The 16,553-nt window shown below is 43.2% G+C and carries 9 protein-coding genes; 7 read left to right on the top strand and 2 right to left on the bottom strand.

Annotated elements, in window-relative coordinates; genetic code table 11:
- Positions 1 to 4 precede the first annotated feature (4 nt).
- Positions 5 to 7,573 carry a SpvB/TcaC N-terminal domain-containing protein gene (locus EHO59_RS08520; RefSeq protein WP_135586866.1) on the top strand — a complete coding sequence of 2,523 codons (7,569 nt, stop codon included), beginning with the start codon at positions 5 to 7 and terminating at the stop codon, positions 7,571 to 7,573.
- 9 nt (positions 7,574 to 7,582) lie between these two features.
- The gene (locus tag EHO59_RS08515) at positions 7,583 to 7,984 is read left to right on the top strand and encodes a hypothetical protein (protein WP_135586864.1); all 402 of its coding nucleotides are present in this window, start codon (positions 7,583 to 7,585) and stop codon (positions 7,982 to 7,984) included.
- Between the two features lie 92 nt (positions 7,985 to 8,076).
- Here EHO59_RS08515 and EHO59_RS08510 read toward each other — a convergent pair whose 3' ends face one another.
- Positions 8,077 to 8,436: an LIC12806 family lipoprotein gene (locus EHO59_RS08510; RefSeq protein ID WP_135586862.1), complete on the bottom strand. Its 360-nt coding sequence runs from the start codon at positions 8,434 to 8,436 to the stop codon at positions 8,077 to 8,079.
- A 1-nt stretch (position 8,437) separates the two neighbouring features.
- Complete coding sequence (locus EHO59_RS08505) at positions 8,438 to 9,430, bottom strand: hypothetical protein (protein WP_135586860.1); 993 nt, start codon at positions 9,428 to 9,430, stop codon at positions 8,438 to 8,440.
- Positions 9,431 to 9,535: 105 nt separating this feature from the next.
- Between EHO59_RS08505 and EHO59_RS08500 the strand changes: the two genes are divergently transcribed.
- Genes EHO59_RS08500 through carB form a run of 5 tightly spaced genes read left to right on the top strand, consistent with a single transcriptional unit; the run spans position 9,536 to position 16,545 of the window.
- Positions 9,536 to 9,727, top strand: a complete 192-nt coding sequence (locus tag EHO59_RS08500) for a hypothetical protein (RefSeq protein WP_135586858.1) — start codon at positions 9,536 to 9,538, stop codon at positions 9,725 to 9,727.
- A 38-nt stretch (positions 9,728 to 9,765) separates the two neighbouring features.
- Entirely contained in the window at positions 9,766 to 10,305 is a 540-nt protein-coding gene (locus EHO59_RS08495) for a hypothetical protein (RefSeq protein WP_135586856.1), read from the top strand.
- Entirely contained in the window at positions 10,302 to 10,883 is a 582-nt protein-coding gene (locus EHO59_RS08490; protein ID WP_135586854.1) for an RsmD family RNA methyltransferase, read from the top strand. Before EHO59_RS08495 ends, EHO59_RS08490 begins: the two co-directional genes overlap by 4 nt.
- Complete coding sequence (locus tag EHO59_RS08485; protein ID WP_135586852.1) at positions 10,864 to 13,200, top strand: sulfatase-like hydrolase/transferase; 2,337 nt, start codon at positions 10,864 to 10,866, stop codon at positions 13,198 to 13,200. The genes EHO59_RS08490 and EHO59_RS08485 overlap by 20 nt, the downstream gene beginning before the upstream one ends.
- 33 nt (positions 13,201 to 13,233) lie before the next feature.
- Entirely contained in the window at positions 13,234 to 16,545 is a 3,312-nt protein-coding gene (gene carB / locus EHO59_RS08480) for a carbamoyl-phosphate synthase large subunit (protein WP_135586850.1), read from the top strand.
- The last annotated feature ends 8 nt before the right edge of the window (positions 16,546 to 16,553 follow it).

Here is a 16,553-nt window from a genome sequence, read left to right as displayed (position 1 = left end):
TAGTATGGAATCTATCAGATCCTATGATAAGAACGGAGAAGGAACGCTTTTACTGTTAAAGGTAACTCTCTTTTCTGGGCTTATTTTTTTTGCTTCATGCGCGCATGGCAATAATCTCCTTTCTCGCTTATTACCGATGGCACTCTTGCCTTCCGGCACTTCTTTGCCCTCGCCTGGTTCCGCTCCGGCTCCTGAGGGAAGTGATTTGTTCTCAATATCGAATAATTACAGTGAGGCAATTGATGATCCACAATCCAAAGCGGATCCTATGTCAGGGGCCATGTTCATCGCTCCCCCTGAACCAAACCATTTCGGAGCTGTATCTCTAATTTACCCTATCTCGATCCCTTCTGGACGGGGTGGAATGGAACCAGAACTAGCCTTATCTTATTCTTCTAATGGTGGAGATGGATGGGTCGGTATTGGTTGGAGTTTAGGTTTAGGGGCGATCACTCGGACGCCCGAATATGGAGCCTTGTTCTACGATTCAAGGGACACGTTTACATGGAACGGTAAAAGGCTGATCAAGGTTTCAGGTTCCACATCCAATGAGAATGGAACGTATCGTGTCGAGATTACTGACCAGAACTTTGTTATTTTAAATTTAACGAATATAGAGAACGGAGGGATTTGGATCGTCCAGGATTCTTCCGGAACTAAATCTACATACGGGGATACATCCTCAAACAGGATCTATGATCCGATCCAAATTACTAAGACTTACGCCTGGTATCTTTCGAAGGAGGAAGATAGGAACGGTAATTATATGGAAGTGCAGTATGATACTTCCCAATATTCTGATAAACGAAATTTATATATTCAAGAAATTCGATATACTGGGAATACGCAAAGCGGCGTTGCTCCAAAACAGTATGTTCGATTTAATACGAAATCAAGACCGGATCCTTATGTAAGTAAAGCACCTGGATTCACTATGACCATGGATCGTCTTTTGGACACGATCGAAGTCGGTTGGAATGGAGGCAAGCTTTGGACATATACTTTTGTTTACGATACTTCCTTTGATTCTGGAAGACCTATTCTAAAGACGGTAAATTCCGATCGCCATACCACTAAGCCTGAATTCCAATATAGTACGGCGACACGCATATTGAATTGGCAGACAATTACCAATCAAGCATCCAGCGAGTCGGAAATACTTCCGGATTCTACTCAGTATTTCGAAGGAGATTTTAACGGGGATGGAATCTCGGATATGCTCTTCTTCAATCCTCAATCCGGGAATTGGAAGGCTGCGGAAGGTCGAAAGGAAGGCGGGTATAATTTCAAACTCTACGCGAATCGTTATAAGAATTATGACAGCCCATCTAAGATTCGATTTTTTAAAGGAAATGTGAGTGGTGATTTTAACGGGGATGGAAGATCTGATATAGGTTTTTATCTGCCAGAAACAAAGGACCTGATTGTAGCTGAACATGATGGCAGGATATTCCAGTTCAAGAATTACGGAAGATTGATGAGCGGTATTCCGGATATCTTCCGCATGGAATGGTTTCCGGGAGATTATGACGGTAACGGTTTATCTGATTCCATGTTATTCGATGAGCCAACCGGGCTTTGGACTCTTATGTTGAATAAGGGTGGATACTTTGAATTCTTAAAGATTGGAAAGAAATTCCAGAACTTATATAGATCTGATTATTCTCCGAATGCCAATATGGATAGTGTTAGTACTACCGACACTTCTATAGAAGGCGGATCTCAGTCCAAAACTAAGTTTCTTGTGGGAGACTATAATGGGGATGGTCTTACTGATATTTCCCTATATGATGATCGCAATGGATATTGGTTCGTTGGAGAGAATCTACGAAATCCAGATAAGACCGATCCGATCTATTTCAAGACGAATTGGGTTCTCTATAAGATTTTTACCGCGCCAGAACAGGCATTATTCTCCAACGATAGATTTTCTGGAGACTTTAACGGGGACGGTCTTTCAGATTTCCTTCTCTTTGATCGTTCTTCCGGAAATTGGACCTTGGGAGCAACATCTAACGGTACGATCAATTTTCAGATCTGGTCCAAGACCCCTCAGTTCACTTCTGTTACTCGTTGGCTCCAAGGAGATTTCAACGGTGACGGACGGACAGATATAGGATTCTTTTCCGCTTCTGATGGAAAATTCTGGATCGGGGAAGCTACGACTAACGGATTCAGATATAAAGTATACAGTGATATGTCTTATGGCCCGGATCAAAGTCGAGTCATGAAGACTCCTCTTCCTCTTGATGAAGTAAAACTCACCAAAGGATTCGGAGTGATCAATGCTGCGTCCGATACGAAAACTGTTCTACTCGACTATCAATATGATGGCAATTCGAACCCTGGAAAAGGGGAATTGGTATTTCCAGGTTGCTTTACTCAAGACGATTGCAGCGCTTCCCCCGAGCTTTTGATCTATGACCGCAAAGCTGGGGTATTCGATTTTAAGAAAGGATCTACTTTCACCGAATCTGTGCTGACAGGATTCAATCCAGAGGCTTCGACTGTTAAGACTCTCTTTAAAGGAAAAGCGGATCGATATACTACAAATGCGAGAGATGAAGTTCTCTTCTTTATGGATTTGGGCTCTACGAATAAATTCTTTGTAGTAACTCAGGCGAGTGGGACTTCTTTTCAGAGCAAAGACCTTGCAGGCATTACAGATTCTCAGATTGGGAATTTCGATATAGGATCGAGTGCTTATCTAGTCGATAATTTTGATTCTACTTCTACCAAATCTGTTCTCACTCTGGATGATCAGTCTACTACTGGGACCGGAAGATTTTTGATCACCGGTCCGAGTGGGACTCGCTATTTAGATCCGGCAGGAGATGTTCTTTCTTCTTATCTATATAATTTATTCCAAGTCGGAACCTCCGGTGCGAATCGGAGTAACCGTACGAGTTTCAGTTTTTTTTCGGGCGATTTCTTGGGAACCGGAAAGGCGCAAATCCTATTCGTAGATCGTAGGACAGGAACTCATAAATGGTATTTGGGAACCATAGGATCCACGAGCATCCAGTTCAAGCTATTGACTGGAGGAGTAACTCTTCCAATTACTACTGCAAATTACGATCTATCTAGTCAGGCTGGGATCCAATTCGGTCTCTTCCCTGAAACGATTGGTAAATCCATTGTTTATGAAGATCCTTCCGATTCTTCTGTAGTATTCTCCAAGATCCGCATCACTGCGACTAGCATTACGCGCACTGTATTTAATCCAGGCCTTGTGAGTTTCTTAAATAGTTTCGATCATCGAGGATATCCGATCATCATCTCAAACGGAGAAAACAGTCTTTACGATCTTTCTCAGAGTAAGATCGTAAGTTTAAGCGGTCCTGTTACGAGTGCGTACGTGGATCGCCCAGACTTGATGACCAAGGTCTATCCGTTCCAATGGATCCAAGGGGACTATAACGGAGACGGGATCACAGATATTGGGATCATTCATCTCAAGGAGCCGAGCTGGTATTTCGCCATGTCCAACGGAAGTGTTCCGGATATCATGGAGAAGGTTGTCAATGGGATTGGCGGTTCGTATTCTTTCGAGTATGAGAACTCTACGAAATTTGAGAATAATGGAACGGATGATATACCGGACCTTCCCATCAATTACAGGGTTTGCACTAAGATCACCTTAGATGACGGTTTTGGGAACACGATTCCGAAAACATATTCATACTCCGGTGGAGTTGCTTTCTCAGGATTTATAAATGGGAAGAAAGAGAGCGACGCGTTTGGATTTACTCAATTCACAATGACTGATGCGGCTGGGTCCAAGACTGTTCACACATACTTTAGCCAGCCTTACTCCAATTTCATGGATAACCGTGCCTTGGGAGGAGCGGAGCAGCAGACACGTATCGTTGGCTCGGACAATAAGGATTACGGAACTGTAAAATACACCCATGATATACAGCATATCGAGATTACTACGGGCAAGGTCTCTTATCTTTCTCATACCAATAAAGTGGAGAAATTTATCAATGGGACTGCTACCGAAACTACTCAGAATTCGATCACTCTAGACGGATATAAGCTAACCAATAGTGTTGAGACAGGGACGGACTTGTTTGCGGATACGTCTCATTCTACCCAGACATTTACTACTTCTACAGATTTCGAGACGGATACGAATTCTAACCAAACCCGTCCGAAACGGGTCGTATCCTTGGCGAGCTCTACTAATGAAACTACGACTACGATCGTATATGATTCCAAAGGGAATCCTACAAAAAAGACAAGTGTATATTCTGGAAGCGGGCTTCCTTCCGCTCCATCTAAGATAATTGATTCTAGTTACGACTCTTACGGGAACTTAATCCAAGAGAAGGATAGCAGCTCGAGCCCTAACCGTGGGACTTCCTACGAATATGATGATGAACTGCATCAATTTATAACTAAGAAGACAAGTTTCGGCGGATCTGTCCAACTACCGACCCAATTCACGATCAATTATGCGAAAGCATTCGGTTCTCCTGAAGATAGCACCGATCCAAACGGCAATAAGACTTATTTCGAATATGATGATTTTGGTAGGTTGATCGAATCCAGCGCGGATACCGACGGCGGTGCGAAAGTTCTGGCAGCGTATGAATTCAATTCCAATTATCCATTGAGTGCGAAGACAACCTTCCCATCTGGAAGCGGTGATCCAGATTTTGCGACCAGATCATACAAAGATGGAATGGGCCGTATCATTTATACGGTCAAAAGAGCGTCTAACGGTCTTTTTGTGAGATCCGGAAAGATCACGTACGATGGGGATGGAAAAGTAGCCCGCACTGGTCAACCGGATTGGGCAGATGCGAGTGAGATCGACACGTATGCTCCTCACGCAGAAGAAAAGAATCCAAGTCAACTCCGCTATGATTCGATCGGTCGTTTAGTGCAAACCATTCTTCCAATCGCCGCTGGTGAGACGGAAGCAACTGTTCTAAGTGTAACTTATAATGATCCTTTTGAAACAGTAGAAGCCCATAGCGGTGGAACAAGCAAACGCACAGTTAAAAATTCACGGGGCCAAGTTCTATATGTGGAAGATTTCGGCTCCGATGGAACGGATTCCCAGATCGGATTCTGCTATGATATCGCAGGAAATCTGATCAAGAAATCCGACCTGAACGATGGAGGAAATCTAAGCTGTGATACAAGTGGACTTTCCGTAAAAGATACTTCCGGAAAGAACCAAGCATACTGGCAATATGATGCGTTCGGTCGCCAAAGAAAGCAGAGCGATCCTGATTTCGGAGTTAGCACGAACACTTATAATGCTTTTGGAGATTTAACGCAAAGCACAGATGCACGCGGGATCACCACAACTTATTCTTATGATTCTTTAGGAAGATTGAATACCAGAAGTGTTCCTGACGGAGACACGTATTACGATTATGATTCCGGAAGCGGAAGCGAGAATGCTTTAGGAAAACTAGTAAAAGTAGAAGATGGGGCCCAGACCAAGACCTTCAGCTATGACAAACTCGGAAGAGTAAAGAAAGAAACTAGAACCCTCAAAAACCTAACGATAGATCTTGCGGGTGGACCATATATTACGGAATACCAATACGATCTTTTGGATCGAGTAACTGTCATAGATTATCCGGAACATCCGGTCAATCATTCCAGAATGAGAGCCTGCTATGCTTATGGAACCGCAGGATATATTTCTGGCATCTCAGTGCAGGTAAATACGAATGGGATCCTTCCGGGGTATTGCAGTAAGACGATCGTAGAGAATATTACGTATAACGAATTCGGACAAACTGCTAGTTTCACTTTAGGCAACGGGATCCAAACCAACTATACCTACGATGTAAAACAGAGGATGATCCGCATCAACTCTACGGGAGACGTAGACGGAAACTCCAAGACCTTGCAAGACGCAGTGTATGCGTTCAACAGCAGAAATAATATCACTTCTATCGCGAATAATTCCAGCGATTATACAACCTCTTACAATTATAGTTACGATGGATTGAACCGACTTGTAGCAGCCGATGGGATCTTCCAGGAATCCGCAAGCAATTATACCAAGGCATTCCGCCAAAGCTTCTCCTATGCGAACAACGGAAACCTGACTGCAAAGAGAGATCATAATTATACCGACAGCTCCATCCAAGACGAATGGAATTATCAATATAGCAATCACCAAGTCACACATATCAATTCTACACAGAGCGGGAACGATAGACTCGTAATGAGCTACGATTCCTCTGGGAATATGCTGACCCAGAGAGATAATCTCAAGGATCTGACCAAGAATATCAGTGTAGATTCCCAGAACCGGATCACTCAGGTCCAAGATTCTCTGAATGTAACTATCGGAAGCTATTGGTATGACGATGGTGGCTTTAGGGTCCGCAAGAAAGCGCTGGTCCCACAAGGTGCCGGCTCCGTAACCCAAGAGATCCTATATCCAAGCAAATTCTATGGATTGGAATATCTAGACCAAGACAATCTATTACGTTCTATTAATAATGTTTATTTGAATGGGGTCCGAATTGCAGCTCTCAATGAAGAAGGAACAACAGCTTACTTCTTAACGGATCAAGTAGACTCGGTATCGCATGTTTTAGATGAAGGCGGTCATACCTTAACCCAAACACAGTACGAGCCTTATGGAGAAACCCTTGTCCAAAGAGGAAATCTGGACTTCGCTCCGAAATACAACTCCCAGGAGCTAGACAAAGAAACTAATTTCTATTTCTATAATGCACGCTATTACGATCCACAGATCGCAAGGTTTACGAGTGCGGATACTGTGATCCCGAATGGTGGAGCAATTACACAAAGCTGGAATAGATTTTCGTATGTAGCTGGAAATCCGATTCGGTATAAGGATCCTACGGGGCACGAGAAAGAAATTAGAAATGTGGGTCCAGATAGAACGTATGGAAATAGTGTTGTGAAACAGTTTGACGGCTATGAAAATAAGACGTTTACCGGTCGATATGTGCAAGTAGCCACAAATTATAATATTGAACGAAGCGAAGACAAATTTTCGAATAATGGATTGTCGGATAGTCATACTATAATTGAAAGATATCAGATGACCGATGCAAAAGGGAATAAATTTACTCAACCGAAATTGGTCTCCAAGCATATTCAATACCATGCAGTTAAGAATATATATGGAAAAGTAAATGATAAAGGAGCGACCTATACTATTTGTTCAGGGGCCGATGCCTGCACGGGAGTTTCGGGAACTCCTGTTCCAGTCGCTGTAGCATACAGATTCTTTAATACTGGAACAGCAATACCAGGGGATGTTAGTTATTATGAAGAATACGAACTTATTACAGAGAAATATATTCAAACAAGAGATTCAAATTTTATTCCAGAGAAAAATCCTTCTACCGGAAAACCGTGGGATCCCCCTCACGGACCTGGATCCAGAACTCCAGCAGCTCTTCACTCAAGTAGTAGTCCCGATACCGCAATTAGGGGGGGAAGTGGAACTTCGACTTTGGGTACTCACGATTGGGAATTATACACTGGCCCGACGGCGCCTGCGTCGCAGGCTCCGCAGCCATCGTCAAAATATAGATCTGATCCAAATAACTGGAAATGAGGTAACATTGTGCATATAAATTATAATCTTTCCTACTTAGTTATATTTATATTAATAACAAATTGTTCACTTTTTTTACGGGCGAATAAAGTCCAAAATATTTTATATTTACCAGGGCATACAGAAGGGAGAGTTTTTACTGATCTTGATAAAGTTAATAAAGAATTTTTCTTTTCTAAATTTTCCGCTCAAGATGAATTATTAGTTGATGGAAAATGGAATAATGCATTTTGGCAAATTGATTTCATTGATGAATCGACTGCTACTTTAACATTATATACTTGTTTTAAGTGTTCCTATCCCACTACAATACGAATAATGAAAAATCATCAGCTTACTAGATTAATCGGGAGCTTGTTGAAATATAATGAAAATGGTATATTGGAAAAAGAGGTTGGGATCGGTAAATAGTATCTAAAACTAACACTTGATACTGGCCCATATAATAGTTCTAGCTTGGAGTTATTGAAAATTTGATATATGACAGTTTTACTTGCTCTCCCTCAAAACATCTCCTTTACCTTCTCCCATAACTTCGCCCATTCTTTCTTTCTCTCATCTTTGTCTTTCAACTTCAACAAAGTCTTGTTGAATCCATTCGTACCAACGATCTTGACTCGGTTCTCGTTTAGAACTTCAAGCTCGTAGGTAACTCCTTCCACAGTATACGAATAATTTAATATACTGGTGGACTTCATCGGATATTCCTTATCTTCGAGATAAGCCTTTCCCTTTCTGAAATCCAGAGTGATGCATTGGGTTTCTTTGAGCATAGGCTCGCAGAATTTTCCCGCAGGAGGAGGGACCGGTTTGAATCCGCAGTCAAGGATCAGAAATGGGATGAGTAAAAAGAGTCGTTTCATTTTATTCCTCTATGGGGAGTTTGGTTTTGAGAATAGGGTTCTTTGCCAGGATCTCCCTCGCTAATTTCAGGACTTCTTCCTTTCTGTCAGCAGAAATCGGATAATATTCTTCTAATAGAGCGATTGCTTTCGGAGAAAGGTTTTGGTAAAAGAAGATCTTCGCTTCCAGGATCTTGGAACTTCCTGTTAGAAAATCCTCGTTTGCATTCTTTACTCTGCGCAAGAAATTCAAAGAAGATACATATTGCCCCGCTCTGAATTCGGATAATGCGATCAGAAAATCGGATTCTCTTCCGGAGAGTAAAAGTGGTCCAGAGATCTCGGGTCTTGCTAGAGTCTTCTTTAAGAAATCAGTATTTCCGGAAAGTGTGCTTCCTGCCAGGCAGGTCCATGCGTAGCCAGCTTTTAGTTCCGGGCTGAGTTTTTCAGGATCAATGGAGACTAGTAATTTGTTCAATGCGCTGCGGCTGAGTTTTTGTCGGATAGCTTCTCCGAATGCGATCAAGTAACGATTGTCCGTTGATTCTGCAAACTCTGGATCCACTGCTTGTGCTCTTAAGGCTTGTCTGTAAGAGTCCTCTACCAAGGGAAGATAAGAGCTGTCTTGGGCTAAAAATTCCTCGAATCCTGTATAAGCGATCTTTGATAGAGTTGCCGAATCAAAACGAAATCCTAATAGTAAGAATTCATAATATCCTGATAGAGCAGAGTAGTGATAGGAGATTCCTTCCTTCGGATTGGTGGATGCAAATTCCTTTGCAACCGATTTGAAATCCTTGATCTCTCCTTCTTTAGGATCTCCTTTTACGATCCCTTCTTGCAATATCTTTCTTTCTTTTTCAAGAAGGATGCGTCTGTCTCCTGCAAACAGATTCTTTATATCCTGACGAAAAAAGAAAGCGATGCCTCCCAAAGCTAAGAAGATGAGGAAGAATACTAAGGGCTTATAATTGGCTTTCTTTCGATAACTTCTGTGATTGGCTTGGTAGAGCATGTATCTGACAGATTTTCCAAAAAGGCCAAAGGTTTCACTTATTTTTTGACGTAGGAACACCTACTCGGGCTTGACTCCAGGACCCTCCTTGGATTCCGTGTAAATATGCCTTATAATTACGATTTTGACGAAGATTACGAGACAGACGGCGACGAGGATTATCTCGACGACGAAGTCGTCACTTTTGTTTGCGAGGACTGCGATCATCGTTGGGAAGATGACGAAGAAGGTTCCTATAACGGCCCCGAAAATCATATCTGCTCCATGTGCGGTTCTTCAAACGTAATCGAGCTTTAATCTCTAAGCGGTCTTCCCTTTTTTCATTCGGGATCCTTATGACCGCTTCCAAATTCTCAATCATCCTATGTATTTTTCTTTTCGGGTCTTCTTCGTTCGGAGTGGATTTCGACGAAGTATATGAATATTATAAAAAAGGAAATTACGATACTCTCGTAAAAGTTTCCCGCCACGGTCTCCGCTCGGGAGAAGTGGATTATAAGATCCTTCTTCTGTATGTGGCATCAGAACCAAGCCTGGAGGAGATAGATAAGACTCTTCTCAGCATTTATTCCAGGACAAAGGATCATCCTTCTATCTTCTTTAACGCAGTATATTTATTCTTGGAAAGAGCCTTGGTGCTCGAAGCGTATGACTCTGGCACTCGTTGGGGAAAGATCTTTTTGCAAAAGGGAGAAGCCTCCGTCCGTTATGCGGAAGGCGTCTATACTTACGCTTGCATTTTATATTCGGCAGATAATTATCAATCTGCTGAAACAGTTTTGGACAAGGTCAAGTCCACTCCCAGGGATTCCAAATTGGGAAAACGTATCCGCATCCTGGAAATGAGCCTGGATAAGAAAAAAGAGGAAAAATGAAACCAAAGAAGGGGAAGGGACTTCGGATCCAAACAGGAGAATTGAAAGGTAGAGTGATACCTTCTCCCGTAACTCCGGAAGGTAAGAGTAATTTTACTCCTGCGATTATTAAGAAATCATTATTCGATATTCTAGAATCCTTGCAATTGCAAGGGAGATTGAACATTCAAGACTCCGCTTTTATCGATCTGTTTGCCGGTTCCGGGCAAATGGGAATAGAATCCTTGAGTAGAGGTTTTGCCCGGGCCGTTTTCTTGGAACTCGCTTGGGATCGTTTCGAAAGCCTGAAAGGAGTATTAGAAAAACTTGGAAAACCTCATCTTGTGATGAGAAAAGACGCTCTTAGATTCCATTCAGGACTGAATATTCCTGAGACTTCCAAAGTGTATTTCATGGATCCTCCTTATTCTTTTTGGGAAAAGAAAACTCCAAAACTGAAAACGGTAGTAGATGAGATCATTCAGAATGAACCGGGAACCGCAGTAATCATTATCCAATCTCCGGAACCTTTGCAGTGGGAGGATTTTACCTCTCGTTCTTTTGGAAGGAATACTTTGAATGTCCGCATTCTGGTCTAAGTTCAAAGCTTCTTTCTTATTAAACTTTCATTCAGGAAATCCTTGGCTTCATACAGGGATCTTTGTATTCGTTCTTTCTATTCTTTGTCTGATCACGAATACTTCTTTTCATGTGATGGGAGTAGATATCAGTGAGTTTGTTTCTTTATTCTATGGCTTAGCTCCTCTTCTTCTACGAGACTTGGGTGGAGTTCTTCTTTCATCATACGCATTTTTTTTAGGAGCTCTGGTCTTATTTTTAGGTCCGGAGTTTTTGGACTGGAAGAAGGGAGAGAGGCTCCAACCGATTCGGATCTATTCCATTCTCATTGCGGTTTTATTTCTTTTATTTTGTCATTCGGTCGCTAAGTACCCGCAAGTATACGGAGAGTTTTTCTATTACAGGCACACTTGGGCTCTCGGGTTTCTGTATTTCATCACGGATCATTTTCCTCCTTGGGTATTCACATCCCTGCTCGGGATCTTTCTGGGCTTACAAGTTGGCAGGAGTTTCTTCTCTCTCTGGCAAACGAAACAGTATCGTTCCCTGATAGAATATCTAGTATTTATAATACTCTTCTATTTGTTCCATCTGAGCGGTTTGTTCTTGGGAATTCTTGCTCTTTGCTTTTTGTATAGTAAGGATTTTTTACTTGTCACTTCTGCAATTGTGAGTAAGGATCCTTCGGCGATTGGGGAAACAGGATCTTGGAAAATTACTGGCGTATTCCGATCTAAAAAGGATTTGATCGTCGTCTCGGTTCTTCTCTTCGCATTTGGGATTTCTATATTCGTACATCATGATTTTCAAAAGGGACCTTCTTCTCCCCAATTTTCGATCGCAAAGAAGTCTAAAGAATTCAATGTTCTCATTCTCGCTGCGGACAGTATCAGAGAAGACAAACTTGGTTTTGTAAAAGGAGAAAAGGATCTTACTCCGAATATAGATTCTCTTGCCAAAGACTCGGTTGTATTCTTGGATCATCATACAACGATTCCAAGAACCTTTCCTGCTTGGGCAGACCTTCTTACTGGCACTTATTCCTTCGAGCATGGGATACAAGACATGTTCCCGGATAAGGAGGACAGATCCAAGCTTGGGATTTCTATTCCGACCCTTCCTTCTTTCTTGTCCGAGACGCATCGCACTGCAGTTGTCTCTTCTTTTGCAGGAGATATTTTTCCAAGAGCGAATTGGGGCTTTGAAGAAGTATATGCTCCGAATTTTAGTGCGGAGACCTTAACCCAACAGAGGACGATCGAGTCTCAGGTTTTCTTTCTTCCCGTATTGACAGGTTCTTTTTTCGGAGGAGGGGAATATCTTTCTTCTGTTCGTTCCTTGCCTACTCTTGGGGATGATTCTCGTATTCTTTCCGATCTGGATCCGATCTTTCAAAAGAAGGAAAAGCCTTTCTTTGCAGTGTATTTTTCTTCGGTCACTCACTTCCCGTATAGTCCTCCGTATCCTTTTTATAAGGAAGGCACGGATCCGAAATATTACGGTCCTTCGAAATACTTTAGGTTCGTAGATCCGAGTAATTCCGAAAAGCCAGACACGAGAGAACGGGAACAGATCCGAGCAGTCTACCAAGCCTCTCTAAAGTCTTTCGATCATGCTGTAGGAGAGATTATCTCCCGATTGAAAGAAAAAGGTCTATATGATAAAACCTTAATTCTCTTAACATCAGATCACGGAGAGTCCTTATTTGAAGAGGATCATTCTCACGGACACGGAGAGCATCTTAGAGGAGAAGGGGTGACCAAGGTCCCTTTGATCATTAAATTTCCCAAGGATTTTGCGGGCCCAAGGATTGGCAGTTTCAAAGGAATTACTAGCTCCCTCGATATTTTCCCCACAATTCTTAGTATTTTGGAAACCGACGAAAAGCCTCATTTAGCGGGAAAAGACCTAAGCAGTCGGCCTGGAACAGAGTATTGGCCCGAAAACAGAGCCGTTTATTCTGAAACGGGGATCTGGTTCTCGGACCGGGGGAATCATTTCTTCCAAAAGGATAGGATCCGTTATCCGAATATACTGGAACTACATACGATAGACCCCTTGGACGGGAATAGCGTAACGGTTTCGGATCCTTATGCCAAGGAGACAGTCCTATTTTCAAAACATAGAATGCTTCAAGATCGAAATCGCAAGCTGATCTATGTACCAGGCCCGGAAGGAGTGAAATACTTCTGTTATGATCGGGAGAAGGACCCTTGGAATACGAGGCCTCTTCTGAATGGGGCCTGCGCCGATCTTAGGTCCCGATTGGAGGATCTTCTTCTCCGTTCCGGCAAATGGAAGAAGGCTGGAGAATATTTCTTACACGGAAAGGCTTGAAGTACAGGCAGGAATAAAAATCCTGGAAATAATATGCCCAAGAGGGAAGAAATCCGCTCCGTTCTCATCCTAGGATCCGGGCCGATCGTTATCGGTCAAGCCTGCGAATTTGACTATTCCGGAACCCAAGCCACCAAGGCTCTGAGAGAAAAAGGAATTCGAGTCATCCTTCTTAATTCAAATCCCGCGACCATCATGACGGATCCCGATCTTGCGGATGCCACTTACGTGGAACCCCTGACCGTGGCAGTCGTCCAAAAGATCCTAGAAAAGGAAAAGCCGGACGCGATCCTTCCTACTGTGGGAGGACAAACTGCGCTGAACCTCGCGCTTGCCTGTCATAATGCAGGTGTATTAGAAAAATATAATGTAGAGTTGATCGGCGCAAAGATAGACGCTATCAAAAAGGCCGAAGATAGAGAGCTCTTTAAGAGAGCGATGCAAAAGATCGGAGTAAACGTACCGAACTCCGGACTCGCAAATAATATCAAAGAAGCATACGAGATCAAGGCAAGGATAGGCCTTCCTCTGATCGTAAGACCTGCATTCACTCTGGGAGGAACCGGAGGAGGGATTGCCTTCGACGAGGAAACCTTCGAAGAAGTGGTGAGCAAAGGGCTCAAGGCATCTCCGATCAGCCAAGTTCTCCTCGAGCAATCCGTGCTCGGATGGAAAGAATTCGAGTTAGAGGTCATGAGAGACCTGGCGGACAACGTAGTCATTATCTGTTCTATCGAAAATATAGATCCGATGGGAGTTCATACAGGAGATTCCATTACGGTTGCTCCTCAACAGACTCTTTCCGATAAGGAATACCAAAATCTCAGGGATATGTCGATCAAGATCATCCGTGAGATCGGTGTGGAAACCGGCGGTTCTAATATCCAATTCGCGGTGAACCCTGAAGACGGTGATGTGATCGTGATCGAGATGAACCCTCGTGTCTCTCGCTCTTCTGCACTTGCTTCCAAGGCTACCGGATTCCCGATCGCTAAGATCGCAGCTCTTCTCTCCATCGGTTATACCTTGGATGAGATCAAAAATGATATCACAAGAGTTACTCCTGCGTCCTTCGAACCATCGATCGACTATGTAGTGACTAAGATCCCAAGATTCGCATTCGAAAAATTTCCAGGCACGGACGATACACTCGGAGTGCAGATGAAAGCCGTCGGAGAAGCGATGGCGATCGGAAGGACTTTCAAGGAAAGCTTTCAAAAGGCGATGCGTTCCCTAGAGATCGATCGGTTCGGTTTCGGATCCGATGGAAACTTTGCTGAGCTAGTCGAATTTCATTCCTTATCTTCTCCTCAAAGAAAAGAGAGAATAGACGCATTCTTACGCAGGCCAAACGACAAGAGAATCTTTTATGTCAAAAAGGCTTTGGAAGAAGGGTATACAGTAGAGAAGATCCATGATCTATGCAAGATCGACCCTTGGTTCCTCTATCAATTCGAAGACCTGCAAAACCTTGAAAAAGAGTTTTTGTCGAAAGGGGACACTGTCCTCGGAAAACTGAAACGGGCGGGATTTGCGAATCGCCAGTTGGCCTTCCTTGCGAAGAAATCAGAGATCGAAAAGATCCTTTCTTCTACCCAAACTCCTGATAAGAAAAAGGCCGAAATAGGTTCTATTCTTAAGAAAGAGGAATTGAGACTCGAAGGAATATTGCAATCCTCTAATATAGCTCCTGTATACAAAAGGATCGATACCTGCGCCGGAGAATTCGAGGCATACACACCTTATTTCTATTCTTCTTATGATGAAGAAGATGAGACAAATGTTACTTCTAACAAATCCGTAATTATTCTAGGCGGCGGGCCGAACCGCATCGGACAAGGGATAGAGTTCGATTATTGCTGCTGCCATGCTTCCTTTGCGCTACAGGATCTGAAAGTGGAATCTATCATGGTGAATTCTAATCCGGAGACTGTGTCTACTGACTACGATACTTCCGATCGACTGTATTTCGAGCCTCTGACCTTAGAAGATGTAATGCAGATCTATAAAAAGGAAAAGCCGTCCGGAGTCATTATCCAGTTCGGAGGCCAAACCCCTCTCAAACTCGCAAAAGATTTGGAGAGCAGGGGAGTTCCCATTCTTGGAACGAGCCCGGATTCTATCGATAGAGCGGAAGATAGAAAGCGTTTCGCAGAAGTATTAGAAAAACTGAAACTGATTTCTCCAAAGAACGGGATAGCTACTTCCATGGAAGAAGCTCGCAAGATTGCCCAAGCGATCACCTATCCTGTTCTTGTTCGTCCAAGCTACGTTTTGGGCGGAAGAGCCATGCTTATCATCAGCGAAGAGAAAGAGCTGGATAAATACATGGAAAAGGCAGAAGAGATCTCCGAAGACAGACCTCTTCTTGTGGACTCCTTCTTAGAAGACGCGATCGAAGTGGATGTGGATGCTCTTTGCGACGGCAAAGATGTATTCATCGCTGGGATCATGGAGCATATCGAAGAAGCAGGGATCCATTCAGGAGACTCTGCTTGTGTTCTTCCTCCTCAATCCCTTTCTAAAAATGTTTTAGAAGAGATCCGCAGGGCAACGAGAGCTCTTGCACTGGAGCTCCAGGTCAAAGGACTTATCAACATTCAATACGCGGTCAAAGACGAAGTGGTTTATGTAATCGAAGTAAACCCTCGTGCTTCCAGAACCGTTCCTTTCGTATCCAAGGCTCTTGGACATCCGATCGTGAAATATGCAACTCGCATCATGATGGGAGAAACGTTGAAGGATCTTCCTCTTCCGAAAGAGATGCAATTCTCTACAGTCAACGTAAAAGAAGCAGTATTACCTTTCAGTAAATTCCCTGGAGTAGATACCATTCTCGGTCCCGAGATGAGATCCACGGGAGAGGTCATGGGGATCGCCGACACAGCAGGCGAGGCATTCTTGAAATCCCAGTACATGGCCGGAGAAGAACTTCCTTCTCAGGGAACCGTTTTTGTTTCCGTAAATGATAAGGATAAAAAAGAATTATTAAAGTATATCAAAGACCTATCGAATCTTGGATTCAATCTGATCGCAACGGAAGGAACTCATAAATTCCTTTCGGAAAACGGGATACTTTCCTCTAAGATCAATAAGGTCTATGATAACCAATTCCCGACTGCTCTGGATTATATAAGAGAGAACAAGATCCATCTTATACTGAATACTCCTCTCAGCCGAGTGACCAGAGACGATAGCTTTGCAATCCGCCAAGCTGCCATCCGCTACAAGATCCCTTGCCTGACGACTGCGAGCGCCGCCAAGGCACTTATCAAGGGAATGGTGGAGATGACGGATAAGGGATTTACCATCCGTTCTCTGCAAGAAATTCATAGCTCCAAGTAAGAAGACCC

It is taken from the genome of Leptospira semungkisensis, assembly GCF_004770055.1.
Lineage (GTDB): Bacteria > Spirochaetota > Leptospiria > Leptospirales > Leptospiraceae > Leptospira_B > Leptospira_B semungkisensis.
Note: the sequence above shows the minus strand (reverse complement) of the source record. Positions and strands in the feature narration are given on the sequence as shown.

Coding starts and splice junctions, on each gene's coding strand:
- EHO59_RS08485 (WP_135586852.1), top strand. CDS start 10,864: ATGTCCGCATTCTGGTCTAAGTTCAAAGCTTCTTTCTTATTAAACTTT.
- EHO59_RS08520 (WP_135586866.1), top strand. CDS start 5: ATGGAATCTATCAGATCCTATGATAAGAACGGAGAAGGAACGCTTTTA.
- EHO59_RS08500 (WP_135586858.1), top strand. CDS start 9,536: ATGCCTTATAATTACGATTTTGACGAAGATTACGAGACAGACGGCGAC.
- EHO59_RS08510 (WP_135586862.1), bottom strand. CDS start 8,436: ATGAAACGACTCTTTTTACTCATCCCATTTCTGATCCTTGACTGCGGA.
- EHO59_RS08490 (WP_135586854.1), top strand. CDS start 10,302: ATGAAACCAAAGAAGGGGAAGGGACTTCGGATCCAAACAGGAGAATTG.
- carB (WP_135586850.1), top strand. CDS start 13,234: ATGCCCAAGAGGGAAGAAATCCGCTCCGTTCTCATCCTAGGATCCGGG.
- EHO59_RS08495 (WP_135586856.1), top strand. CDS start 9,766: ATGACCGCTTCCAAATTCTCAATCATCCTATGTATTTTTCTTTTCGGG.
- EHO59_RS08505 (WP_135586860.1), bottom strand. CDS start 9,430: ATGCTCTACCAAGCCAATCACAGAAGTTATCGAAAGAAAGCCAATTAT.